General features: G+C 36.4%; 23 protein-coding genes and 1 riboswitch. Of the genes, 8 read left to right on the top strand and 15 right to left on the bottom strand.

What is annotated here, in order from left to right:
- Nucleotides 1-28 precede the first annotated feature (28 nt).
- The 4 genes from ILS93_RS25965 to rlmD form a co-directional block, all read right to left on the bottom strand.
- Complete coding sequence (locus ILS93_RS25965; RefSeq protein WP_064477190.1) at nucleotides 29-547, bottom strand: YehS family protein; 519 nt, start codon at nucleotides 545-547, stop codon at nucleotides 29-31.
- Nucleotides 548-1,043: 496 nt separating this feature from the next.
- Nucleotides 1,044-3,059 (bottom strand): GAF domain-containing sensor histidine kinase, encoded by a 2,016-nt coding sequence (locus tag ILS93_RS25970; RefSeq protein WP_222661604.1) that lies wholly within the window; start codon nucleotides 3,057-3,059, stop codon nucleotides 1,044-1,046.
- A gap of 182 nt (nucleotides 3,060-3,241) precedes the next feature.
- A complete protein-coding gene (locus tag ILS93_RS25975) occupies nucleotides 3,242-4,231 on the bottom strand; it encodes a tRNA dihydrouridine synthase (RefSeq protein WP_064477188.1) in 990 nt (329 codons plus the stop codon).
- 96 nt (nucleotides 4,232-4,327) lie between these two features.
- On the bottom strand, nucleotides 4,328-5,704 hold the full coding sequence (gene rlmD, locus ILS93_RS25980; RefSeq protein WP_222661605.1) for a 23S rRNA (uracil(1939)-C(5))-methyltransferase RlmD: 1,377 nt from the start codon (nucleotides 5,702-5,704) through the stop codon (nucleotides 4,328-4,330).
- A 121-nt stretch (nucleotides 5,705-5,825) separates the two neighbouring features.
- Nucleotides 5,826-5,927, top strand: a riboswitch (purine riboswitch).
- Between the two features lie 202 nt (nucleotides 5,928-6,129).
- On the opposite strand from rlmD, the gene ILS93_RS25985 reads away from it, so the two are divergent.
- The 4 genes from ILS93_RS25985 (at nucleotide 6,130) to ILS93_RS26000 (ending at nucleotide 11,443) form a co-directional block, all read left to right on the top strand.
- Nucleotides 6,130-7,326 carry a NupC/NupG family nucleoside CNT transporter gene (locus ILS93_RS25985; protein WP_001200511.1) on the top strand — a complete coding sequence of 399 codons (1,197 nt, stop codon included), beginning with the start codon at nucleotides 6,130-6,132 and terminating at the stop codon, nucleotides 7,324-7,326.
- Nucleotides 7,327-7,604: 278 nt separating this feature from the next.
- Nucleotides 7,605-8,708, top strand: coding sequence for a polysaccharide deacetylase family protein (locus ILS93_RS25990; protein ID WP_064477186.1), 1,104 nt, complete (start codon nucleotides 7,605-7,607; stop codon nucleotides 8,706-8,708).
- Between the two features lie 306 nt (nucleotides 8,709-9,014).
- Complete coding sequence (locus ILS93_RS25995; RefSeq protein ID WP_064477185.1) at nucleotides 9,015-10,097, top strand: polysaccharide deacetylase family protein; 1,083 nt, start codon at nucleotides 9,015-9,017, stop codon at nucleotides 10,095-10,097.
- Between the two features lie 116 nt (nucleotides 10,098-10,213).
- Nucleotides 10,214-11,443 carry an aminopeptidase gene (locus ILS93_RS26000; RefSeq protein ID WP_064477184.1) on the top strand — a complete coding sequence of 410 codons (1,230 nt, stop codon included), beginning with the start codon at nucleotides 10,214-10,216 and terminating at the stop codon, nucleotides 11,441-11,443.
- 40 nt (nucleotides 11,444-11,483) lie between these two features.
- Here ILS93_RS26000 and ILS93_RS26005 read toward each other — a convergent pair whose 3' ends face one another.
- The 10 genes from ILS93_RS26005 to ILS93_RS26050 all read right to left on the bottom strand — a co-directional run bounded on the left by ILS93_RS26005 (nucleotide 11,484) and on the right by ILS93_RS26050 (nucleotide 22,140).
- Nucleotides 11,484-11,807 carry a DMT family transporter gene (locus tag ILS93_RS26005; RefSeq protein WP_000263262.1) on the bottom strand — a complete coding sequence of 108 codons (324 nt, stop codon included), beginning with the start codon at nucleotides 11,805-11,807 and terminating at the stop codon, nucleotides 11,484-11,486.
- Nucleotides 11,808-11,854: 47 nt separating this feature from the next.
- Entirely contained in the window at nucleotides 11,855-13,306 is a 1,452-nt protein-coding gene (gabD, locus tag ILS93_RS26010) for an NADP-dependent succinate-semialdehyde dehydrogenase (RefSeq protein WP_088046906.1), read from the bottom strand.
- Entirely contained in the window at nucleotides 13,299-14,666 is a 1,368-nt protein-coding gene (locus ILS93_RS26015) for a sigma-54 interaction domain-containing protein (protein ID WP_088046905.1), read from the bottom strand. The genes gabD and ILS93_RS26015 overlap by 8 nt, the downstream gene beginning before the upstream one ends.
- Nucleotides 14,667-14,781: 115 nt before the next feature.
- Nucleotides 14,782-16,146: a 4-aminobutyrate--2-oxoglutarate transaminase gene (gabT, locus tag ILS93_RS26020; RefSeq protein ID WP_064477276.1), complete on the bottom strand. Its 1,365-nt coding sequence runs from the start codon at nucleotides 16,144-16,146 to the stop codon at nucleotides 14,782-14,784.
- Between the two features lie 154 nt (nucleotides 16,147-16,300).
- A complete protein-coding gene (locus ILS93_RS26025) occupies nucleotides 16,301-17,044 on the bottom strand; it encodes an HAD family hydrolase (protein ID WP_098102439.1) in 744 nt (247 codons plus the stop codon).
- 137 nt (nucleotides 17,045-17,181) lie between these two features.
- The gene (locus ILS93_RS26030; RefSeq protein ID WP_000977669.1) at nucleotides 17,182-18,087 is read right to left on the bottom strand and encodes a diacylglycerol kinase; all 906 of its coding nucleotides are present in this window, start codon (nucleotides 18,085-18,087) and stop codon (nucleotides 17,182-17,184) included.
- Nucleotides 18,088-18,556: 469 nt separating this feature from the next.
- Entirely contained in the window at nucleotides 18,557-19,984 is a 1,428-nt protein-coding gene (gene gatB / locus ILS93_RS26035) for an Asp-tRNA(Asn)/Glu-tRNA(Gln) amidotransferase subunit GatB (protein WP_046958896.1), read from the bottom strand.
- Between the two features lie 14 nt (nucleotides 19,985-19,998).
- On the bottom strand, nucleotides 19,999-21,456 hold the full coding sequence (gene gatA, locus ILS93_RS26040) for an Asp-tRNA(Asn)/Glu-tRNA(Gln) amidotransferase subunit GatA (protein WP_103655504.1): 1,458 nt from the start codon (nucleotides 21,454-21,456) through the stop codon (nucleotides 19,999-20,001).
- 15 nt (nucleotides 21,457-21,471) lie between these two features.
- Complete coding sequence (gatC, locus tag ILS93_RS26045; RefSeq protein ID WP_000086999.1) at nucleotides 21,472-21,762, bottom strand: Asp-tRNA(Asn)/Glu-tRNA(Gln) amidotransferase subunit GatC; 291 nt, start codon at nucleotides 21,760-21,762, stop codon at nucleotides 21,472-21,474.
- Nucleotides 21,763-21,903: 141 nt separating this feature from the next.
- Nucleotides 21,904-22,140, bottom strand: a complete 237-nt coding sequence (locus ILS93_RS26050) for a YiaA/YiaB family inner membrane protein (RefSeq protein WP_001254393.1) — start codon at nucleotides 22,138-22,140, stop codon at nucleotides 21,904-21,906.
- 231 nt (nucleotides 22,141-22,371) lie between these two features.
- On the opposite strand from ILS93_RS26050, the gene ILS93_RS26055 reads away from it, so the two are divergent.
- From ILS93_RS26055 to ILS93_RS26070, 4 genes are all read left to right on the top strand, one after another.
- Nucleotides 22,372-22,854 carry a MarR family winged helix-turn-helix transcriptional regulator gene (locus tag ILS93_RS26055; protein ID WP_000942477.1) on the top strand — a complete coding sequence of 161 codons (483 nt, stop codon included), beginning with the start codon at nucleotides 22,372-22,374 and terminating at the stop codon, nucleotides 22,852-22,854.
- 75 nt (nucleotides 22,855-22,929) lie between these two features.
- Entirely contained in the window at nucleotides 22,930-24,111 is a 1,182-nt protein-coding gene (locus ILS93_RS26060; protein ID WP_081257452.1) for an ArsA family ATPase, read from the top strand.
- Complete coding sequence (locus tag ILS93_RS26065; RefSeq protein ID WP_088046900.1) at nucleotides 24,104-24,295, top strand: DUF3926 domain-containing protein; 192 nt, start codon at nucleotides 24,104-24,106, stop codon at nucleotides 24,293-24,295. Before ILS93_RS26060 ends, ILS93_RS26065 begins: the two co-directional genes overlap by 8 nt.
- A gap of 58 nt (nucleotides 24,296-24,353) precedes the next feature.
- Entirely contained in the window at nucleotides 24,354-24,824 is a 471-nt protein-coding gene (locus tag ILS93_RS26070; protein ID WP_081257440.1) for an HXXEE domain-containing protein, read from the top strand.
- A 167-nt stretch (nucleotides 24,825-24,991) separates the two neighbouring features.
- Here the strand turns inward: ILS93_RS26070 and ILS93_RS26075 are convergent, their stop codons facing one another.
- Nucleotides 24,992-25,846, bottom strand: a complete 855-nt coding sequence (locus tag ILS93_RS26075; protein WP_098102438.1) for a MetQ/NlpA family ABC transporter substrate-binding protein — start codon at nucleotides 25,844-25,846, stop codon at nucleotides 24,992-24,994.
- Nucleotide 25,847: the final 1 nt, after the last annotated feature.

Genomic DNA, 25,847 nt, shown 5'->3' on the forward strand with positions numbered 1-25,847 from the left:
TATATCATTTACCAATTCATCGGACTCATTACCCTCTATACTTTACACCTAATCCCTTAATGAAATTCCTTGCATATCTATCGCCGCACTCTTTGTAATTTTTATGGCCTTTTTTTCTTAATAGTGCGCCTAGTTCTCCCTTTGTTACTATAACGCCTACGCTATCTAATATATCAAGTACATCCTCACTCGTTAAAGATAGTGCGATTTTCATTTTCTTTAGCAGAAGGTTATTCGCACTCTCTTTGCTTTGTACAGGTGCCGGTTGTCCTGGTTTCGGATCTTGCTTCCCTCTTTTTAAAGTAATAAATCCATTTAAAAATGCCTCTAACATCATCATGTCGCATGTTAATACGTACTCATCTTCTATTACATCATCATTTTCAGATTCATGCTGAGGTGCTCTCTTTATTTTTGTAAGCATATCAACTACGTCTTCTTTCGTTACTTCCATACCACCAAGTTTAAAGATTTCTACCATATCTATATCTCTTATATCTAAAGCGTACCTTACTCTCTTTAATATATCGTTGTTGCTCATTGCCATTGTTTTTCCTCCTGAAATGTTGATTATAGTAATGCTTTTAGCATGTATAAATTAATGTCGTCAAGTTACTACTTTAACATTTTAATGGGAGGTTTTGTAGTCTTAGGTGGATTAATGCTTATGGGGGTGATTTTATTTATTAAGAGATATTTCTAATAACGAATTTATTGTATTAGAAATTAAGAAAGGTCCTATCGATAGAAACGCCTTCAATCAAATACTGTAAAAAGTATTTTAGTTGGTAGTCGGATAACTCCTTCCTTTAAGGATGATAGTAATAAAGCAAAAAAAGATGGGGATTTACTATTAATTAACACACTAAAAAATGAACTAACCTGATATAGGTTAGTCCATTTCTTTTTATGCAACTCTAATTTAGTAGGCAACTCAAACGTAAATGTTACGCAAAATCCAGGTGAAATAGATTGATTATGTTTACTTAGGTTTTACTTTTTATTTGTGGTACGGTTCACCGTAACTAATCTAAATGAGGTTATTATTCATTATTTTCATGATTAAATTTAACAAAAAAGGTCGTGCCTTCCGATCCTGTTTGAATTTCTATTTTTGCATTATGACGGGCAGCAATGGCATAACATATGCCTAGCCCCAATCCAGTTCCATTATCTTTTGTCGTGTAAAATGGAGTACCCAGTTTCTCTAATACTTCAGGCCTGATACCTTTTCCTTGATCCCTCACTGCAAGCACCACACAATTTCGACCTTCTTTGTAGGTGCTAATGGTTAGAACTTTCTCTGTGCCCATCGCTTCTAAGCCATTACGATATAGGTTTATTAATAATTGCCGTATCTCATTACGATTTAACAGTAATTCCGGAATGTCATTTGTATCGACTTGAATATCTTTATTTTGATTATACGTATCAATCTTTATTAAAGGAATAATATCGCGGATAATTGAATTTAAATCTAACATCTGCAAATCCGATTTCCTTGTATTACCCATTGAGAGAAATTCAGTAATAATAGAATTGGCACGGTCAAGTTCTTCAATCATTAAATTTAAGTGCTTATTATGTTTCTCATAGGTGGGCTCTTCTTTTAATAACTGCAAAAATCCTCGTACTGTTGTCATTGGATTTCTAATCTCATGGCTGATACCTGCTGCCATTTGCCCTATTAAATCTATGTTCGATAACCTTTTCAATTCCTGCTCATATTGCTTTTTTTCCGTTATGTTTTTAAAAATACAACAAATACCATCATCATACGGGTATGCAATAGCTTCGTGCCAATATTCATCAGAGGTAGAAAAAAATTCAAAATACACTGTAGTTCGCTCTGACATTGCACGATGAAGTTCCTTATACATAACTTCGTCCACGCTACTCGGGAAAATCTCCCATATATTCTTACCTAATACATCATTTGCTGTTTTTCTTTGTGGAAAATATTGATGCTTATTTACGTACGTAAATTCCCATGTATTATTCAAAGTAAAAAATCCATCCGTAATACTTTCAATAACACTTGTAACTTTTTCATTAGCAACAGCTAGTTCTCTCGTTCGCTCTTCCACCATGCTTTCAAGTCGATCCATATATAACAAGTTGGAAAACGTAGGCGCTGTGGCATCAACGATAGATTTTGCCAGTTGCATTTGGGAATTATCATAATTGTGAGCTTTTCCCTCTTTGCCAACGACGATTACCCCTAATACTTCTCCCATTGAAACCAATGGAATCATCAGTAGACCCTTACTATCTATATTTTTTGTTTGAATAACCTCTTGGATCCTAGCTTCATAGCTTTTCTCCATCCAATCCGCTTCTGTCCAATCACAGTTCTTGCTTAACTTCGTTGTTTTAATCGTTGTTTTGTCTAGGGGGGCTAAAAGGTGGGCTGCCATGTTTTTACTCTCTAAAATCTGTCCTAAGTAAAGAAAACATTTATCAAAACTCTCCTGTATCGAGGAACACATTGATAAATCACGGGTAACATTTAGTAACAGCTGCTTCTCGGCAATAAGGTTTTCCTTTTGTGTTAAATTATTTGCGTTTTGAATTGCGACCGCAGCCATATTTACATAAGCTTCAACACTTTGAATTTCTGAATTTGTTAAGTTCATTGGAATTCCATAATCAAATAAAAAAACCAGACCAAATAACTCTTGCCCAAATGAGATAGGTAGAGCTAATAAGGACTTAATTTTGAACGCAGCAACTGGTCTCGGATCCGGCCGATGATCCTTTGATGTATCAGGAATATAAATGGTTTTTTTAGTTTCAATAACTTCTTTTGCCAGTAAGTCTATTTCAGGATCAATTACCTGAGTATCGAGCGTTACGCCATTTATTGTCTCTGGTTTTCCTGCAAATCCTCTAAATGTTCCATCTTCCTGGGGTAAATAGATTCCAACAGCGTTGCACTTAACAATCTCCTCTGATATCGCCATTGTTACACGCTGCAATACTTCACGTAGTTCTAATTTTGTATTTATTATTTTTGTTATATTCGCGAGCCTAGAATATCTCGCCTGATCACTTAACATTCACATGGCCTCCAATTATAGGCATAATAAAATAAACATGATACTATCATTGAAAATCAAGACCAACCTACCATTTTCACTTTTCTCCTGTATTCTTTTCTTACCCTTTTTTACATAGAATACCTCACTTACTTATGATACGGTTTACCTTAATTAAAATGAAACAGTGTAACTTTCAAAAGTTACACTGTTTCACTACCTTCTACCACATTAACACTCGTCTCAAACTTATCAAGTAATGCGCGTACTTCATCAGTTGATTTTGTGTTCATCAATTGATTTCTTAGTTCAGCAGCTCCAGGGAAGCCCTTTACATAAATTTTGAAGAAGCGATGAAGCCCTGTGATGGAGCGTGGCAGTACTTCTGCATATTGATCTTGAAGATCAAGTTGTAGTCTTAAAAGATCTAAATGTTCTTTACTGCTATGCTCTCTTGGCTCTTTTTCGAAAGCAAACGGATTTTTAAAGATTCCTCTTCCAATCATAACGCCATCAATGCCATATTTTTCAGCAAGTTCTAGCCCTGTTTTACGGTCAGGGATGTCTCCGTTTATTGTTATTAGCGTATTTGGTGCAATACGATCACGTAATTTTTTAATTTCCGGAATTAGCTCCCAGTGCGCATCGACTTGGCTCATTTCTTCTCTTGTACGTAAGTGAATAGAAAGGTTTGCAATATCTTGTTTGAAAATATGCGTTAACCAATCTTCCCATTCGCTTAATTCTTTAAAGCCCAGTCGTGTTTTTACACTGACAGGTAGTCCGCCCGCTTTTGCTGCTTGAATAAGTTCTGCCGCAACGTCTGGACGTAGAATAAGACCACTACCTTTTCCTCTTGATGCTACGTTCGGTACAGGGCAACCCATGTTAATATCAATACCTTTAAATCCTAACTCTGCCATACCAATACTCATTTGACGGAAATATTCAGGATTATCTCCCCAAATATGCGCCACGATTGGTTGTTCATCTTCTGTAAAAATTAAACGGCCACGTACACTTTTCATACCTTCTGGATGACAATAGCTATCCGAGTTTGTGAACTCTGTGAAGAATACGTCTGGGCTACCAGCTTCACTTACTACGTGACGAAAAACAACGTCTGTCACATCTTCCATTGGTGCAAGTACGAAAAATGGTCGTGGTAAATCACGCCAAAAATTATCTATCATTTCAAATTCAAATCCTCTCACTATGAATACAATTTCAAACTCTCAATAAACCAAAAAGCAGATGGTATAGATTCTCCTATATCAACTGCTTTCCTATTATACCAACTTAAGCCAAGCCACACACTCCACATGAGTCGTATGCGGGAACATATCAACAGGTTGTACTTCCTGCGTTTTATATCCGCCTTCTTCTAGTACTTTTAAGTCACGTGCTAACGTTGCTGGGTTACATGATACGTATACGACGCGTTTTGGTTTCATGTCGATGATTGTGTTTAGTAGTGCATCATCACAACCTTTACGCGGTGGATCTACGACCATTGTGTCGGCGACTATGCCTTCTTTGTACCATTTTGGAATAACTACTTCTGCTTCTCCTACGCCAAACTCAGCGTTTGTCATGTTGTTTAGTGCTGCGTTTCGGTTTGCGTCTTCGATTGCTTCTGGGACGATTTCAACGCCGTACACTTTTTTCGCTTTTTGCGCTAGGAATAAGGAAATTGATCCAATTCCGCAATAGGCATCAATTACTGTTTCGTTGCCATCTAATTTTGCATATTCTAACGTTTTATCGTATAGTACTTTCGTTTGTTCTGGATTTACTTGATAGAATGAACGTGCTGAAATTGCAAATTTAATGTCACCGATAAAGTCATAAATGTATTCGGATCCGTACAGTACTGTCGTTGTGTCTCCAAAGATTACATTTGTACGTTTCGTGTTTACGTTTTGAACAATCGATTTTACTTCTGGGAATTTCGCTGCAATTTCTTTAATGATTGCTTTTTTGTTTGGTAATTCTGCTGTACGAGTAATGAAGACAAGCATGATTTCCCCTGTTACTTGTCCGTAACGAGCCATTACGTGGCGAAGTGTTCCTTTATTACGCTCTTCGTTGTATGCCGAAATACCATGTTTTTCACAAATATGTTTTACTTCCTGGATTAATGTATCGTTTTCTTCTGCCTGAATTAAACATGATTCCATATTAATAATGTCATGTGTTCCTTGGCGATAGAAACCAGCTACAAGTCCACCTTCACGTTCTCCAATTGGTACTTGTGCTTTGTTACGGTATACCCATGGGTTCTTCATACCAAGTACAGGGTGCACAGGAACATCGCTTAATCCGCCAATGCGCTGCATAACGTCACGTACTTGTTTTTCTTTCGCTTGTAATTGTCCTTCATATGTTAAGTGCTGAAGCTGACAACCGCCGCACTGATTGTACACTGGGCATTCTGCATCTTTACGATATGGGCTCTCTGTATGAAGCTTCATTAAACGACCAAATGCGAAGTTTTTCTTCACTTTAATAATTTTAATTTGTGCTTCTTCACCTGGTAATCCGTTTTTAACGAAAATAGGATAGCCCTTTACTTTCGCAACACCGGCACCATCATGTGTTAAATCTTCAAATACTACATCTATAAACTCATTTTTCTCAACTGGTGGCGTCATTTTTGTACTCATTTTCCGACCTCTCTTTTTCATAACACTGCGTTACATTTTATCATACTTATATGGTCTATTTCTATCGGAAGAAAAAAAGCTATTGACGATAGTTCTCTGTTAATGTTACGCTACTACTAATTTAATACGGACGATGTTACCTCATATATATTCGATAATATGGATCGAGAGTTTCTACCCGGCAACCTTAAATTGCTGGACTATGGGGAAAACTAATGAATATTAGCCTATGTGCAAAAAAGGACTCATATTGATTAGCTTTCTCTCATAGATGAAAGTGAATCCATATGGGTCTTTTTTTATTTTTATTTTTCTAAAAGGTCAGACATCTTACGTATGACATAAAACCTCTTTGTTTTATTTTTAGTAATATAACGAGCGTTTTATGTACAAACTTTATACGAACTTCTGAAAGGGGCAACTACATGCAATATGTAATGAGCATTATCGGTATTCTTGTCGTTTTAGGTTTATGCTTTGCTTTGTCAAACAATAGAAGTAAAATCAACTTCCGTGCAATTGCTATTATGATTGGTTTCCAAATTTTAATCGGTTGGTTTATGTTTGGCACAAAAATTGGTCAACAAATTATCATCTTCATTAGTAAAGTTTTCAACAAACTAATTAAACTTGGTACGACAGGTGTCGATTTTCTCTTTAATGGAATTCAAAGAGATTTTGTCTTTTTCTTAAATGTATTATTAATTATCGTATTTTTCTCAGCACTACTTTCTATCTTTAGTTATTTAGGTGTTTTACCATTCATCGTTCGCGTTGTCGGCGGTGCAATTTCAAAAATTACTGGTTTACCACGCGTCGAGTCATTCCACGCAGTAAACTCTGTATTCTTCGGTTCAAGTGAAGCGTTAATCGTTATTAAAAACGATTTACAGCATTTTAACAAAAACCGTATGTTCATCATTTGTTGTTCTGCAATGAGTTCCGTTTCTGCTTCTGTTACAGCATCATACGTAATGATGTTAGATGCGAAATATGTACTAGCAGCTCTTCCACTAAACTTATTCTCAAGCTTAATCGTTTGTTCGCTATTAACACCAGTTGATACGAAGAAAGAAGATGAAGTGATTCAAAAATTTGATAGAACTTTATTCGGAGACAGCTTTATCGGCGCAATGATTAACGGTGCGCTTGATGGTTTAAAAGTAGCTGGTATCGTTGCTGCATTAATGATTGCCTTCATCGGTGTGATGGAAGTTGTAAACTACGTAATTAGCGCAGCTTCAGGTGCAATGGGATATGCTGTTACTTTACAACAAATCTTCGGTTATATACTTGCTCCATTCGCATTCTTAATGGGTATTCCAACTCAAGATATTATCCCAGCTGGTGGAATTATGGGTACGAAGATCGTATTAAACGAGTTTGTAGCAATCCTTGATTTAAAAGGTGTTGCATCAACATTATCTCCACGTACAGTTGGAATCGTTACAGTATTCTTAATTAGCTTCGCAAGTATTAGCCAAATTGGTGCGATCGTTGGGACAATCCGTGCTCTTTCTGAAAAACAGGGAAGTGTCGTATCTAGATTCGGTTGGAAAATGTTATTTGCATCAACACTTGCTTCTATCTTATCTGCAACAATCGCTGGATTGTTTATATAATAAAAAACTCCACCTTACTTCTCCTTTTTCAAAAGGAAATTTAGGTGGAGTTTTTTACTTTCTTCTATATGTATTTTTATGTAAACTCCACCAGAAAAATATAAGGTTTTTTCCGAATTATTCCAAAAATGTATTCCCCTCTATATTCTATAGTGATATGATGTACAAGGGTATAATTCAAATTTTTAAAATCGAAAATTTGAGTTAGTTTCACTTATACGAATGATAATTTCAAGACATAAGTGATGATAATTAAAACACAATAGAAGGATGATAGAATGAAAAAATATACATATATCGCTTTACTTTCTTCTGCTATTCTCGTAGGTTGTAACACTAGTAGCACTAGTGATAAACAAATAAAAGAAGCAACGGCGAAACAAACAGTTGAACAAAAAAAAGCGAAAGCGGTTGAACTGCCTTTAACGCAAGGGATTATTACATGGGATCCGTATGAATATAACGCACAAAACACCACGCTTTATACAAAGGATTTAAGAGATTCCTTCAAACAAGTACGTTACACTATTTGGCGTACTGCTGACGGTCCTGAAAGCAAACAAGCTTTTACTTCACAAGAAAAAGAGCGTGACTTTGCCCTCCCACTACATTTAAAATCATTTCATTTAAAACGTGGCGAATTTCAAATTGAAACAGTAGGAATCAAAGAAGATCATACTGAAACAAATCTAGTAACATCTAAAATTACATTCCAGCAACATGTACCCGTTTTAATGTACCATGCGATTGAAAAATACCCTGGGCCAAGTGATGGGGATTACGGCTTATATGTACCACCTGAGCAATTCGAAAAGCATATGCAGTATTTGAAAGATAACGGTTATACGATGCTTACGTTTGAACGTTGGAATGATATAAATCGTGTAAATAAACCTGTTTTTGTAACGATGGATGATGGTCGAAAAAATAATATGAATGCTCTTCATATTTTACAAAAATTAAAGGATGATAGATTCCAACCTACGGCTACTGAATTTCTTACTGCAAATGAGATAGACAAACCAAATCGTCTATCAACAGATGAGATAAAACAAATGATGGATTCAGGCATTTTTTCTATTCAATCACATACTGCTAATCATACGATGATGGCTCATTCAAGCAATTATGATGAGGAATTACGTAGTTCGAAAGAAAAAATCGAAGCCCTTACTGGTAAAAAGGTCATCGCTCTCGCCTATCCAGTAGGTTCTTATAATGACCCAGCTGTTGAAGAAACAAAAAAACATTATGAGTTCGCAGTAACTACTGATCACGGTAATCACATTACAAAAGGGATGCCAAACGAACAGTACTTAATTAAACGCCACTTTGTAGGGCCTAATACATCAATGGAAAAATTCATATCTCTTATAAAGTAAAACTTTAATCAGTGGGGGTTTTGTTCACCCCCACTGATTATTAGCCCTCACCAATCGGGCTTTTACGGGCAGCTGATCCCACCTAACCTCTTTGCTTTTGCTGAATTCTGAGGTGGGGTCTTACTGCCCACAAATAGCGGGATACAGTAAACTTTACTAAAAGATGATAGAAATAGCTCTATTAAAAGTCACTAACCTATCTCATTACTAAAATGATATGATGAACAAGGGTATGTCCCCACCTCTCTTACAGCGGTGGGGATTTTAAATACGTATGCAACATAATACACAATAGAAGGTGATCTTATGAGAAAATACGCAGCAATCGCTTTATGTACGTCTGCCATTCTAGCAGGTTGTAATACTAGCGATGTAAGTCAAGAGCCTAAAAAAGAGAAAAAGGTTCAAGAAGTTAAGAAACAAGAAGAGACTGTGCAAGAACAAGGTAAAATTTCTTATCATCCGATTACACACGAATCTACAAACACTACTATTCATATGACAGATATAAAGGATACTTTAAGTGAGGTACAATATAAAATTTGGCGCACAGCTGATGGGAAGGAAAGTGCTAAATCTTTTTCTTCTAAAGAAAAGGAGAAACAATTTACACTTCCTTTTGACATAAAAGAATTTGAAGGAAAACGCGGTGAGTTTCAAATTGAAGCAATAGGAATGAAAGAAGATGGGAAAAACATTCCACTCACAAAATCTACTATTACTTTCGAGCAAAAGGTTCCCGTTCTTATGTACCATGCAATCGATGATTATCATGGACAAGGCATTAAAGACTTATTCGTATCACCTGCTAATTTTGAAGCCCAAATGAAATATTTAAAGGACAACGGCTATACATTACTAACTTTTGAACGTTGGGGCGATATTAATAAAGTAAATAAACCTATCTTTGTTACATTTGATGACGGTATGAAAAATAATATGAATGCATTTCATGTTTTACAAAAACTAAAAGACGATACGTTTAAACCTACAGCAACAGAATATATGATTGTTGATAACGTTGATGTAGAAGGATCACTTTCTACATCTGATATAAAAGAAATGGTTGATTCCAGCATTTTCTCTATGCAATCTCATACTGCAACACATGCAGACTTGCCGAAAATTACAAACTATGAAGAAGAATTAAAAGAATCAAAGGAAAAGCTAGAGAAAATAACAGGTAAGCCTGTTATTGCAGTTGCTTATCCATTCGGTCATGTGGATGATAAAGTTGTTGCAGAAACGAAGAAATATTATCAATTTGCGACGACAACAAAACCCGGAAAGTTCATTACGAAAGGTGAACCCGATGAATTACTAAAAATGAAGCGTGTTCGCATACACAATTCGACGACTGTAGAACAATTTGCTTCTTCGATTAAATAACGATGAGAGCTCAATATATTTTGAGCTCTCTTTTCACGCTATATTTATATATATTTTTTGAATTTTCTTGTATTATATATAGTAAGAAATCTTTCAAATTAAAGGAGATTATACATATGTCATTTGAACAAACGTTAGAGAAATATGCTGCCCTTGCAGTCAATGTTGGTGTTAATATTCAACCAGGACAAACATTATCAATTAGTGCACCTCTTGAGGCTGTACAATTTGTACGCCTCGTTACAGAAAAAGCATATAAATCTGGTGCAAAACACGTATATGTGGACTGGAATGATGAGACGTTAACACGCTTAAAGTTCGATCTAGCTCCTGAAGAAGCATTCGCTGAGTTCCCATCTTGGAAAGCACACGCTCGTGAAGAATTAGCAAAAGAAGGTGCTGCATTTATGTCTATTTATGCAGAAAACCCTGATTTATTAAAAGGTGTAGAATCAACGCGTATCGCAACAGCTCATAAAGTAGCTGGTGAAGCAATGAAAGTATACCGTGATTACGTACAAGCTGATAAAGTAAGCTGGTGTGTCATTTCTGTTCCTACGAAAGAATGGGCTGCGAAAGTATTCCCTGACGTTGCACCAGAAGAACAAGAAGCAAAACTATGGGATGCTATTTTCAAAGCTACTCGTGCGGATTTAGAAAATCCTGTGGAAGCATGGAAAGAACACGATGAAACGTTACATACAAAAGTTGATTACTTAAACGAAAAGCATTATAAAGCCCTTCACTATACAGCTCCTGGAACAGATTTAACGATCGAACTTCCAGAAAAGCATGTATGGGCTGGTGCTGGTAGCTTAAATGAAAAGAACGTACCATTTATGGCGAACATCCCAACTGAAGAAGTATTTACAATGCCACTTAAAACAGGTGTAAACGGCCAAGTATCTAGCACAAAACCGTTAGCATTTGCAGGTAACATTATCGATAACTTCACGTTAACATTTGAAAACGGGCGTATCGTAGACTACAAAGCGGAAGCCGGAGAAGAAGCTTTAAAACATTTAGTAGAAACAGATGAAGGCTCTCACTTCTTAGGCGAGGTTGCTTTAGTACCTCATGATTCACCAATTTCAAATACAAATATTTTATTCTACAATACACTATTTGACGAAAACGCATCTTGCCACCTTGCAATCGGAAGTGCTTATGCATTCAACTTAGTAGGCGGAAAAACAATGTCTAAAGAAGAACTTGCTGAAAACGGAGCAAACACTAGTATTACACATAACGACTTCATGATCGGATCAGCTGAGCTTGATATCGATGGTATTACAGCTGACGGAAGACATGAACCGATTTTCCGTAAAGGTAACTGGGCATTTTAATAAAAACAAAAGGCTATCTTCCACACTGGAAGATAGCCTTTTATGATGCTGATGAAACCTTAAGTCCAATTACTCCTAAAACGATAAATAGAATACAAAACGCTTGGAATAAGCTAATGTGTTCTTTAAAGAAATATACGCTAATGATTGTAATAAGTAATGTTCCTACGCCAGACCAAATGGCATAAGCGATACTTAAATGAATTTTTTTGACAACGATAGCAAATACGCTGAAACAAATTCCATAAAATACGAAAATAAGTACACTTGGAACGAGCTTTGTTAAACCGTTTGATAATTTCATCGCAATTGTTCCTGCTACTTCAAAAATAATTGTTACGAGTAATAATAGCCAATATACCATACTAGAATCTCCTTCTCTGTTACCTTATAGAGATTCTAGTATACTACTTATAGCCCTAACGAAATATATTTAATTTCTAAATATTCCTCGATACCGAAATGGCCTCCTTCACGGCCGATACCACTTTCTTTAAAGCCACCGAACGGTGCTTGTGCAACTGATGGAAGTCCATCATTTAAGCCAATAATTCCGTACTCTAACGCTTCGCTAATTTGGAATGCTTGACTAATATCTTTTGTGAAAATATAAGCAGCCAAGCCATATGGTGTATTATTTGCACGTTCGATTACTTCTTCAACCGTTTTAAATTTAGCAACTGGTGCAACCGGACCGAATGTTTCTTCATTCATACAAAGCATCGTGTCATTTGCCAATCCAATTACGGTTGGCTGAATGAAATATCCATCTAACTCTGCAAATTTATGGCCACCGTATAAAACTTCTCCACCCTTTTGAATTGCATCTTCAATATGTTCTTGTACTTTCGAAATTGCATTCGCATCAATAAGTGGACCTACAGTTGTTCCTTCGCCAAATCCGTCTCCAACTTTAAGCTGCTCTACAGCTTTTGTGAACTTTCCTGCAAACTCTTCGTAAACTTCTTCTTGAACAAAGACGCGGTTTGTACATATACACGTTTGTCCTGCGTTACGGAATTTCGAACCGATTACCGCCTCTACCGCTTTATCTAAGTCCGCATCATTCATAACAATAAACGGCGCGTGACCACCTAACTCAAGTGAAACCTTTTTCATCGTTTGTGCAGCACTGGCCATTAATTCCTTCCCAATTTCCGTTGATCCTGTAAAGGAAACTTTTCGAACACGTCCATCTTCCATCCACGTATCAGCAATTGCTTTCGCACTACCTGTTACAATATTTATTACGCCTTTTGGAATGTCCGCTTTATGAGCTAATTCAGCTAATTTCAACGCAGTTAACGGCGTTTGACTTGCAGGTTTTACAACTGCCGTACATCCTGCCGCAAGTGCCGGTGCTACCTTTCTCGTAATCATAGCAGCCGGGAAGTTCCAAGGTGTAATAGCTGCCATAACTCCAACTGGTTGCTTCATAACTAAAATACGTTTATTCGGATGAGAAGCAGGAATCATTTCACCGTATACGCGTTTTCCTTCTTCCGCATACCATTCAACAAAGCTATTTGCATAATTCACTTCACCAAGTGCTTCTGCAAATGGCTTTCCTTGTTCTCTCGTCATGATCGCTGCAATCTCTTCTTTATTTTCATCGATAAGTGTGAACCATTTTTTCAACTTCACTGCACGGTCTGCTGCTGTTAAATTAGACCATAATTTAAAAGCTTCATGAGCAGCATCAACAGCTTGCTTTGCCTCTGTTACCCCGCCCTTTGGTACCGTCGCAAATATTTCCTTCGTTGCTGGATTATTTACTTCGATTTGTTCTTGCAATGTAATCCACTCACCATTTATATACATCGCCTTTTTCTCTACATTTACAAACGCCGCTTTTTTATCCAATGTTTTCTTCCTCCTCTAAAAGTTTCTTTATCTTCCTAGTGGCAGCAGATTGACTTATTTTTAAAAACTCCGCTACTTTATAACTCGATCCATATGTTTTATATGCTTTCAAAATAATATTACGTTCTACTTCTTCTAACATTTTATAGAGACTTTGACCGGACTGTTCAACCGTTGATTCTTGCATCGCTATTGGCAAATCTTCTATCGTAACGATATCATCAGCAGTTATAACAATTCGCTCAATCACATTTTCAATTTCTCTATTATTTCCTTCCCATGGGTAACCAACAAACATTTGCAATGTGCTAGGTGCTAATTTTACATTTCGGCCATATTTCTCGTTAAAGTGCTGTAAATAATGATAAATGAGTGGCAAAATGTCTTCGGTTCTTTCCCGAAGTGGCGGAATTAAAATTGGAATGACATTCAGACGATAATATAAATCTTTCCGGAATGTTCCTTGTTTCACCATCATACTTAAATCTCGGTTTGTTGCCGCTACAATTCTAACATCAACTTTTTTTAATTCTCTTCCGCCTATAGGGCGAAACGTTTTTTCTTGCAATACTTGCAAAAGTTTCGCTTGAATTTCAAGCGGCATTTCGCCAATTTCATCTAAGAAAAGAGTTCCTCTATGCGCTGATTCTAATAGTCCCTTTTTCCCTTCACGATTCGCACCTGTAAAAGATCCACCTGAGTATCCAAAAAGCTCTGATTCAATTAAATTCATTGGCAATGCCGCACAATTAATTTCATAGAAACTTTCATTCTTCCTGTTACTCACTTCATGTAAATGACGTACTAATCGACTCTTCCCTACTCCTGTCTCACCTAAAATGAGAACTGTACTATCTACCACGGATACTTTCTTGATTGTCTCGACTATTTTTTGCATAGCGATACTTTTAAAAATAAGTCCTTCATGTTCATATGTTTCTCTTAATTCTTTTTTATATGTTTTTAACTGATTATCCATTTCCTCTACCTTTTGACGTAATTGGTAGAGTTCTGTAAGATCACGAGAATAACTAATTACTCTTCTTAAATTTCCCTCATTATCAAAAACAGGCCTTGTACGAACGTGTAAATACTCTCCTGATTTTGTCGTTTGAACGAGTTCAATCGGTCTCTTTTTTTCAATTACTTCTAACGTTGCCGATGGATAAAAGATACCATCCTTCTGCAATTCTTTCACATGCTTACCTACTAACTCTTTAGCAGCTAGTTGATAGTGCCTTTCACATGTACTATTTACACGCACAACGATTCCCTTTTCGTCAGTCACAAAAATTTCGTCAAACGCATATTCAAATACATCTTGTAAATCCATTAACACTCGTTCCTTTTCTCCAACCATCCTAGCCACCCCTAACTTCCAATCCATCGATTCACTTCACTACCTTTATTATAAAGTGAATTTTCTGCATTTTATATAGAGTCAGCTAGAATGTTTGCGATTTATTATTTAGCTTTTAAACACGAGCAGTATTTGCTTTCTCATAACAGACTTGCAATGATTCTTCAATTATTGTTAATCCTTCTTCAAGTTGCTCATCTGTAATAACTAATGGCATTAACACACGAATAACATTACCGTATGTCCCTGCTGATAGTAGAAGTAATCCGCGTTTGTTTGCTTCTGCGCACAAGTTAGCTGTTAACGTTTTATCAGGTGCTTTCGTCTTACGGTCTTGAACGAGCTCGAATGCACACATTGCTCCTAAGCCGCGCACATCACCGATGCAATTATATTTATTTTTCATCTCTTCGAATCGGTTCATTACAACTTTCCCTAATTCTATCGCTCTATCATTTAAATTCTCTTTTTCTATTACATCAAGCACTGCTAATGCTGCCGCACATCCTAGTGGGCTTCCTGCATACGTTCCACCAAGCTCTCCCGGCGCAGACTCATTCATAATTTCCTTGCGCCCAATAACACCACTAATCGGTACACCAGCGCCTAATGATTTAGATACCGTAATTAAATCTGGAACGACATCATAATGATCAATGGCAAAATATTTTCCTGTACGACTAAATCCTGTTTGAATTTCATCCGCTACAAATAAGATGCCGTGTTCTGAACAAATATTGCGTACTTCTTGCACAAATTTCTTACTTGGAACGATAAATCCGCCTTCCCCTTGAACAGGTTCCATTACAACGGCTGCAATTGTTTCTGGCGCTACTTCTGATATGAAGAAATTCTTAAACTCTTCAATCATAAAGTCATCGTACTGCTCTTCCGTTAATCCTTCTGGGCGGCGATATTCATATGGAAATGGTGCTTTATAGACTTCAGGCGCAAATGGGCCAAATCCAAATTTATATGGTTTTACTTTACTTGTCATCGTCATTGTCATTAATGTACGCCCATGGAATCCTTTAGAAAATGCAATAATACCAGGCCTTTTTGTATATTTACGAGCGATTTTCACTGCGTTTTCAACCGCTTCTGCACCACTATTTAAAAATAGTACTTGCTTATCAAAACTTCCTGGTGCTAATGCCGCAAGTTTTTCTGCTAATTCAATATATGGCTCATACATCATGACATTAAATCCAGTATGAATATATTGATCTACTTGTTTATGGAGCGCCTCTTTAACAGCTGGATGACAATGCCCTACGTTAATTGTTCCGATTGCTCCTGCGAAATCAATGTACTGATTACCATCAACATCTGTTAAAAGAGCACCATTTGCAGACTGTACAAACGTTGGGATGCCGTTACTTACTCCTTTTGGTACTATATTTTGGCGGCGTTCTAATAAAGACGCTGCTTTCGGTCCAGGAATTTGTTCATTTACTTTAGCAAATTTTTTTGTGTTCATTACGTATCCCATCCTTTTCTTTACATTGTTTTCTCTTTTCGTTGCAAAATGTATGCCAACATTCTTTTCCAGCATTCATCCTACTTACCTTCTATGTCGACATAAAAAATAAGTCTATAAAGACTCATTAAGAGTCCTTATAGACTTATTTTCCTTACACATTAGACTTTCCTTGTTCCCAAGTCAACTCACCCGAATGAGAAATAAAATCCCCAATAGATTGTACGAGCATATCCGCAAGTGGTTCTAATGTTTGACGGTCTCCCGTACCAGATAGCACCCCAATTGCATAGCAATCACCGTTTTTCGCTAAATGTAAATCAGTTGGTGTATCTCCAACGACGGCTACTTCACATGCTTCTAAATGAAACTTCTCACAAAAAGATTCTACAATTCTTTTATCTGGTTTTTGTGCCGGAAATGTATCTGAAGCTACAACATAATCAAAAAAAGACTCTAATTGATATTGTTTCAAAAACAATTCTGTTGGTGCAAAATCATCGGCTGTCACAACACCTAAAATAAATCCTCTATCCTTTAAAACTTGTAAAATTCTCGGTAAATCCGCCGTCATTTTCATATAAGAACGATGCTCATACATAAGAGAAAATAACTTTTCACTTACCCACTCATGCATCTCCTCTTCCTTAGATGACGTAATATACTTACAAAGCCCCTTTGCAACATCAAGGCTTGTTCCTGCCGCTATTGCGCTACGAGGGTTTACAAATGCCCCATCCACACCGATCTCTTTTAATAAATCCTGCTGCATTGACTTTGGAAGTTGATATAGATTTATACATTCCGCCACAAGTTCTTCAGCTACTTTTATCCAAATTGAATGAAAATCCATTAATGTCCCGTCTTTATCAAATAATATTGCTTTTACCTTCTCCATAGCACCCTACCTCTCGTTTCTTATCTCCTCCAGTGTATCAATAAAGTATGGATATAAAATAAACGAATTGTAAAAATACCATGAAAATCAAACTAACTTCCAATTTACAATTCCTCTATATAATAAAAAGGATGCCTTTACAGGGCATCCTCTTGTTGTTCAGGAACAAATAGTTCAAGACAATGATATATATTTTCGAATTCCATCGGTGCATCTCCACCGTATTCACCATCTAAGTTAATCATTAGTTTATCTGGTGAATGCACTTTAATTCGATTTGCTTGTGTGTATAGCACTTTTGGGTTATTAATATGTTCACCACGCTGCGCTTGTGTTGCTGCTTTAATTAAGTCAGCGATAGAACCTTTTTTCAGTACTAATAAATCAAATAAGCCATCATTAATCGATGCATATGGTGCTACTTTTTCGAATCCACCAACTGAACGAGTATTCGTAATTAAAAACATCGTAATTTCTTCTTGTAGCAACTTTCCATCATACTCGATTTCAACATATGTTGGATGTAATGATGGTAGCATTTCGATTCCTTTTAAATAATAAGCAAGTTGGCCTAATACCGTTTTTAGCTTGCTTGGCACTTCATATGTTAATTCTGTAATACGGCCGCCACCAGCGATATTAATGAAATATGTATCATTCGCTCTACCAAGATCTAACGGAACTGTTTTCCCTTCACAAATAATATCCGCAGCCTCTTCAATAGCACGAGGTACACCGATCGCACGCGCAAAATCATTTGTCGTTCCAACTGGAATAATTCCAAACTTTGGACGATGTTCATGTCCTACTAAACCGTTCACCACTTCATTTAATGTACCATCACCACCAGCTGCGATAACAACATCAAACTTACGATCCGCAGCTTGCCTCGCTGCCACAGTCGCATCTCCAGGACCAGTTGTCGCATGACAAGACGCTTCATATCCAGCTTGTTCTAATTTTTGTAATACTTCCGGTAAGCTCTTCTTAAATAGCTCGCGCCCAGAAGTAGGATTATAAATAATTCTTGCTCGCTTCATCATTTATTAGCACAGGAAATTTCTTTATATATCAAAAAGAACATACCGAACTTCTATTCAGTATTCCTATGCCTACCTCCTCTCATCTTCCTATCCTTCTTTTATCCCGCTCAAACAGGCAGTAAGAACCCGATTCGTGTAGTCCATCAAAAGTAAATATTCATTTCAATGGTTTTGTTTTATTTGACAAAAAATTTATGTCTATCTATTTCCTCACAACAATTTACATATAACGAATAATAATTATCTATTATTTCATGAGATGAAAAAAACCTCTATGTCTAGATTTATCATTATTCCCACCTTTTTGCAACTATCATACCATAGTTGCTATACAAACATTTTTCCACTTTTGACAGTTAATCAAACGTTTGTTTAAACGATCTTCTCTCATTTAAACAAACGTTTGATTAACCTAGAAAAACACCCATGTACGGGTGTTTTTCTGCTTAATCTTTAAAAGTTACTACTATTATCGCTTATTAATCTCTTCAAGTAAGATTTTGTTAACAAGCGGCGGATTTGCTTGTCCTTTTGTAGCTTTCATAATTTGACCAACTAAGAAGCCAATTGCACGGTCTTTACCGTTTTTAAAGTCTTCAATAGATTGCTCATTATTATCAAGAATTTCTGTTACAACCTTACGAAGTGTACCTTCGTCAGAAATTTGAACAAGACCTTTTGCTTTAACGATTTCCTCTGGGTCTCCACCTTTTTCAATTAATTCGTTAAATACTTTCTTCGCGATTTTAGAAGAAATTGTACCTTTTTCAATTAATTGAACCATTTTAGATAAACCAGCAGGCGTTAATGCAACGTCTTTTAATTCTTTTTGTTGTTTGTTTAAGTATGCAAGCACTTCACCCATCAACCAGTTTGATGTTAATTTCGCGTCAGCACCGTCTGCAACAGTTGCTTCAAAGAAATCAGACATTTCTTTCGTTAATGTTAATACGTGTGCATCATAAGCTGGTAAGCCAATTTCTGCAACGTAGCGAGCTTTACGTGCATCTGGAAGTTCTGGAATCGAAGCACGAATTTCTTCTTTCCACTCATCATCGATGTAAAGTTCAACTAAGTCTGGCTCTGGGAAGTAACGGTAATCGTCAGATCCCTCTTTCACACGCATTAAGATTGTTTTCTTCGTTGCTTCATCATAACGACGTGTTTCTTGTTGGATGATACCACCAGATAACAATTCTTTCTCTTGGCGCACTTGCTCGTGCTCAAGACCTTTTTGTACGTAAGTGAATGAGTTTAAGTTTTTCAGTTCCGCTTTTGTACCGAACTTCTCTTGTCCAACTGGACGAAGGGAAATGTTCGCATCACAGCGTAGAGAACCTTCTTCCATCTTACAATCAGATACGCCAGTATATTGAATGATTGATTTTAACTTCTCTAAGTATGCATATGCTTCTTCTGGCGTACGCATATCTGGCTCAGATACGATCTCGATTAAAGGCATACCTTGACGGTTGTAGTCTACTAATGAACCATCAGCTGTATGCGTTGATTTACCAGCATCTTCTTCTAAATGAAGACGTGTAATACCGATACGTTTCTTTTTACCGTCTACTTCAATTTCAATCCAACCATTTTCACCAATTGGCTTATCGAATTGAGAAATTTGATAAGCTTTCGGATTATCTGGGTAGAAATAGTTTTTACGGTCAAACTTCGTTTCCGTTGCGATTTCACAGTTTAATGCCATTGCAGCTTTCATTGCAAAGTTAACTGCTTCTTTATTTAAAGTAGGAAGTACCCCTGGGTATCCTAAGTCAATTACACTTGTTTGTGTATTTGGCTCCGCTCCGAATTCTGTTGGACTCGCAGAGAAAATTTTCGAATTTGTTTTTAACTCAACGTGAACCTCTAAACCAATAATTGTTTCTAAATTCATCTATGCTCGCCTCCTTACAGACTTGCTTTTTTTGTATGATAGTCTGTTGCTTGCTCAAACGCATGTGCAACGCGGTAAATTGTCGCTTCATCGAAGTGTTTACCAATGATTTGTAAACCAAGTGGCATGTTGTTAGCACCGAATCCACATGGAACAGAAATCGCTGGAACACCCGCTAAGTTTACTGGGATTGTTAAAATGTCATTTGCATACATTGTCATTGGATCATCAACTTTCTCGCCCACTTTAAATGCCGGAGTTGGCGTTGTTGGTCCAATAATAACATCATAGTTAGCAAATACATTTTCAAAGTCGTTTTTAATTAATGTACGTACTTGTTGTGCTTTCTTGTAATATGCATCATAGTAACCAGAGCTAAGTGCAAATGTACCAAGCATAATACGGCGTTTTACTTCATCACCGAAACCTTCGCTACGTGTGTTTTTGTAAAGGTCTAATAAATTATTTACATTATCAGAACGAACACCGTAACGTACGCCATCAAAGCGTGAAAGGTTAGCTGATGCTTCAGAAGAAGATAATAAGTAATACGTTGCTAGAGCGTATTTAGAGTGCGGAAGAGATACTTCCTCCCAAGTTGCGCCCATACCTTCTAATACTTTTAAAGCAGCTAGTACTGACTCACGAGCTTCTTCGCCAACACCTTCTCCTAAGTATTCTTTCGGTACAGCAATGCGTAAACCTTTAACGTCGCCTGTTAAACCAGCTAAGTAGTTTCCGACTTCAACGTTAGCAGAAGTTGCATCCATACGGTCAATACCTGAAATAGCTTGTAATAAGTACGCATTATCTTCTACTGTACGTGTAATCGGTCCGATTTGGTCAAGTGAAGATGCGAATGCTACTAATCCGTAACGAGATACGCGTCCGTAAGTTGGTTTTAAACCTACAACGCCGCAATATGCAGCTGGCTGACGGATAGAACCACCCGTATCAGAACCTAGAGAAAATAATACTTCTCCTGCCGCTACAGCTGCTGCAGAACCACCACTAGATCCACCTGGAACGTAATCTAAGTTCCATGGATTTTTCGTAGCGTAGAAACCTGAGTTTTCATTTGAAGAACCCATTGCGAACTCGTCCATATTTAATTTACCGATTGTAACTGTGTCAGCAGCTTTTAGCTTTTGCACAACTGTTGCATCATAAATTGGATCAAAGTTTGCTAACATTTTGCTCGCACAAGTTGTACGAAGACCGTTAGTTACAATGTTATCTTTTACACCAATTGGCATACCGAATAATAAACCATTATCTTCAGCACCAATTTTCGCGTCTAATTCTTTCGCTTTCGCGCGTGCGTTTTCTTCATCTAATGCAAGAAAAGCTTTTACGTTATCTTCAACATCCGCAATACGTTTGTAAGATTCTTCTACTAAATCCGTAACGGAAATTTCTTTGTTGTTTAATTTCTTATGTAACTCTGATACGGAATGATCAAATAATGACATCGAAATTCCCCTCCTCTATTCTAATACTGCTGGAACACGGATTTGATTATCTTTGTGATCCGGTGCATTTTTTAATACTTCTTCAACTGGTAAACCTTTTTCTGGTACATCTTCACGCATAACATTTTTCATAGTTAATACATGAGTTGTTGGTTTTACATCTGTTGTATCTAATTCATTTAACTGTTCTGCAAATGTAACGATTGCATCCAGTTGTTTTTGAAATTTTTCTGCTTCTTGATCAGTAATTGCAAGACGTGCTAAATGTGCTACGTGCTTTACATTCTCAACGGAAATTCTTGACACGGCTAGGCCACCTCCATAATATATCGTTCAATCTACAATACTATTGATGATACCAAATTTTCAGTACTTCAAGCAAGTCAACACACGGCACTTACGGCATTTTTACATAAAAAAAGAAAGGCAAATGCCTTTCTTTACAATTTACTCCTTATCTAACGGTTTATTTTTCGGAAATCTCTCGTTATCTTCTTCATTATCACGAATTGTTTTTTGTAATACAAAACAAGACATCGTTAAAAATAATGTTCCAATTAAATAATATCCTTTTACACTAAGCGTTTCATCTAACGTATAAATTCCAATTAGCATACCTGAAAGTGCACAAACAAATGAAGTCCATGCTAAAAACGTGAACGCTTGCGTATTACGTCTTCTCATCGTTCTCCCCCTCGTTAGCTGTACATCCATTATAGATAAGTATATTTACCACGATGGATTTTTATGTAAATTCTAGTTTTATATTTATAAATCTATCATAAAAGAATACTATTTTAAAGTTAGTTTTCTGTCTAATCTGAAAAAACATTTAAAATCATTGACATTTATTTCAATTCTACATAAAATAAAAACAAATATTACGAACCTCGAAATATACGGGAGTGGAAATAATTGTTGCAATATGAACATTTTTTAGACTTGCTGCTAGATAACGCCAAGAAGCTTTTTTATCCTGAAGAATGGGTAAGCCTAGATTTAACACTTTCTAAAACAGAAGTATTTTGTTTACTTTGGATGGAGCGAAATACAGATATTACAATGACAAAAATTGCTGACCTTCTTGATATACCGATGAGTACAACGACAGGTGTTGTAAATCGCCTCGTAAAAAAGGGATATATTGAAAGGTACCGTGATGAAAACGACCGACGCATTGTATTAATTCGTTTAACAGAAAACGGCGTAATGCTCGTCCAAGAAGTAAAACAAAATGCAGCCCATTACTTTAACCTAGTGACAGAAGCATTATCAGAAGAAGAAAAAGCATTCTTACTACAAATCTTCCAAAAGATCATGAATCACATCGCTACGTCACAGCAAAAAACAGAAGAAAAGGTTTCTACACCTAAAATGAAAAACATTCCGATTGAATAAAACCCTAGTTGGGTTTTTATTCAATATTTTATTTCGATACTCGTAATATTCGACACTCGAAACAAAGGGGATAGAATAATGAGAATTATTTTGTATACAGGTAAAGGCGGCGTAGGAAAAACTAGCATTTCAGCAGCAACAGCGCTTCAAAGCGCAAAACAAGGATTAAAAACATTAGTAATGAGTACAGATCCTGCTCATAGTTTAGGAGATTCATTTGGTATAAAGCTATCTTCTGAGCCATTAGAAATTCGTGAAAATTTGTGGGCACAAGAAATTAATACGATTTATGAGATGGAAAAAGGCTGGGGGAAATTACAGAAATATATTACGTTACTCTTCACTTCCAAAGCAGCTGATGATATTACAACAGAAGAGTTAACGATGTTTCCTGGTATGGAAGATTTAATTAGCTTACTTCGCGTACTCGATTATTATAAACAAAACACATATGATGTTATTATCATTGATTGTGCTCCAACAGGAGAAACATTAGCAATGCTCAGCTTTCCAGACATGCTCAGCTGGTGGATGGAAAAACTCTTTCCTATTAAAAGAAAAGTTTTAAAAGTTGTTCGCCCTGTAGCTCAACCACTTCTTGGTGTTCCTCTTCCAACCGATGATATTATGGATGAATTAACGAATACACTTGAACAGCTCGGAGAAATGAGAGATATTTTATCAAACCGAGAAATAACAAGTATCCGCATCGTTGTAAATCCCGAAAAAATGGTCATTAAAGAAGCTCAGCGTAGCTTTACTTATTTAAATTTATACGATTATAACGTAGATGCCATTATGATTAACCGCGTCATCCCTAACACTGTCACCGATCCTTATTTTCAAGCATGGAAAGATACTCAAAAAAAATATAAAACATTAATTCAAGATAGTTTTCAGCCGCTTCCTATTTACGAAGCTCCTATGTTTGAACAAGAAGTTGTCGGTTTGTCCATGTTAGAGCGTGTAGGAGACGCTTTATTTAAATCAGATTCTTCTCCTACGAAAGTGAAATTTAACGGGCGCACTCAATATGTAAAAAAAGATGGCGATGAGTATATTTTCGTTCTCTCCATTCCCTTCTCAAACAAAAGTGAACTTTCATTAAATCAAAAAGGTGATGAACTTATCATTCGTTCAGGTTCTGTGAAACGGAACATCACATTGCCAAAAACGTTAACACACCTTTCTATTCAAGGAGCTAAGTTCGAAGAAGATGTACTAAATATTCGATTTGGAGGTGTAGTACATGCATGAGGAACTACTAAGAAAGGTAATTCGTACAAAAATAAAAATCGGTATGAATATATTAGAAGAGTTCCCTACCCCAATCCAACAATCAGCTAAGCAAATACTAAATATTTTGCAAGAGGAGCTAGCTGCTTATCCGAAAGAACAAGAGCACCAAGAAAATAATTTAAAAAGTATCATAATTGAATGAACATCTCTGGATAGAGAGCCTCTCTAGGCTTTCTATCTCCATATTGGAGTGATGTAAGTTGTTGAAAAAACATTCCACTATTATGCTTTGGGTTATTCCCTTGTTATTTTTCATTCATAATCTAGAAGAATCTTTCCAAATGCCTCAATATCTTGCTAATCAATTTTCAATTCATTTTATAACAAGCCAACAATTTTTCATTGCCATTTCCGCACTAACAATCTTTGTCTTACTTATCACCTTTCTATATCAACTAAACTTCTTGTCTTCTATATACTGGATTATTTTTATACAAGGGGCTATCTTCTTCAACTCCGTTCAACATATTATTTTGTTTTCCATATATCGTTCTTATAATCCTGGCGTAATATCAGCAGTTTTCATTGTTATCTTTTCTATTTTCTTTTTTTCATTCGAAAAACACCTCATTTTAAAAAAACAATTCATACTTACACTCATTTTCAGCTTATTTTCTTACCCTGTTATAATTTGGATTACTTTACTATTCGCTAGCTACTTTCATTCATAAAAAAAGACCAGGAAAACTCCTGGTCCATCACTCTACTTAACAAACATTGGATTCTACGTTATACAGAATTGGAAGGTACAGAATTAGGGTTTTGTTTGTTAAGTAGATTATATGTTGAACGAGCTAACAGCGGAGGGGTTCCTACTGTTAATCGTTAAACCCGATAGTTATTTTACGATTTTTTCAAGCTCATCAAGTGAAAGATCTACTGAAATGGAACCATCGTTTGTTTCTTTCTTAATTGCATCTGTTACTTCTTTTGAATGATATAGTTCAATTACTTTTTTCAGTGTTGGATCATCTTTATCTTTTGTACGAGCTGCGAAAATATTAATATATGGCTTCGCATTTTCATTCTTTGGATCTTCTAAGAAAATTGGATCCTTCGCTGGATCTAATCCAGCTTGACCAGCAACACCGTTATTAATGACTGAAGCTGCTACATCTTTTAATACACGAGGTGTTTGCTGTGCGATAACCGGTGTAATTTTTAACTTCTTCGGATTTTCAGCAATGCCGCTTGGATCTCCAAATAAACCAAAGTCTTTCTTAAGCTTTAATAAACCTGCTGCATCAAGAAGTTTTAATGCACGAGCTTGGTTCGTTGGATCATTTGGAATCGCAATTTCTGAACCATCTGGAATTTCATTTGCCTTCTTATATTTTTCAGAGTATAAGCCCATTGGTGCAATTTGCGTTGTACCAACAGCTGTAATATCTAACTTATGCTCTTTTTTAAATTGCTCTAAGAAAGCAACGTGCTGGAATGAGTTTAGTTCAATATCTCCATCAGCTAACGCTTTATTTGGCGTTGTGTAATCAGAGAACTCAATTAGTTTAACTTTAATCCCTTCTTTTTCAGCTTTTTCCTTTACAATTTCCCAAGCGTTTCCATCCGTTCCAGTTACACCAATGCGAACTACTTTCTCTTTTGCTCCTGCCCCCGTGTCTCCACTTGAGCAGCCGCTTAACGCTGAAATTCCTACAATCGCTGATAATGCAAATGCTAAAATTTTCTTCATT

It is taken from the genome of Bacillus sp. 16GRE42 (genome assembly GCF_019837435.1).
GTDB classification, from domain to species: Bacteria; Bacillota; Bacilli; order Bacillales; family Bacillaceae_G; genus Bacillus_A; species Bacillus_A wiedmannii.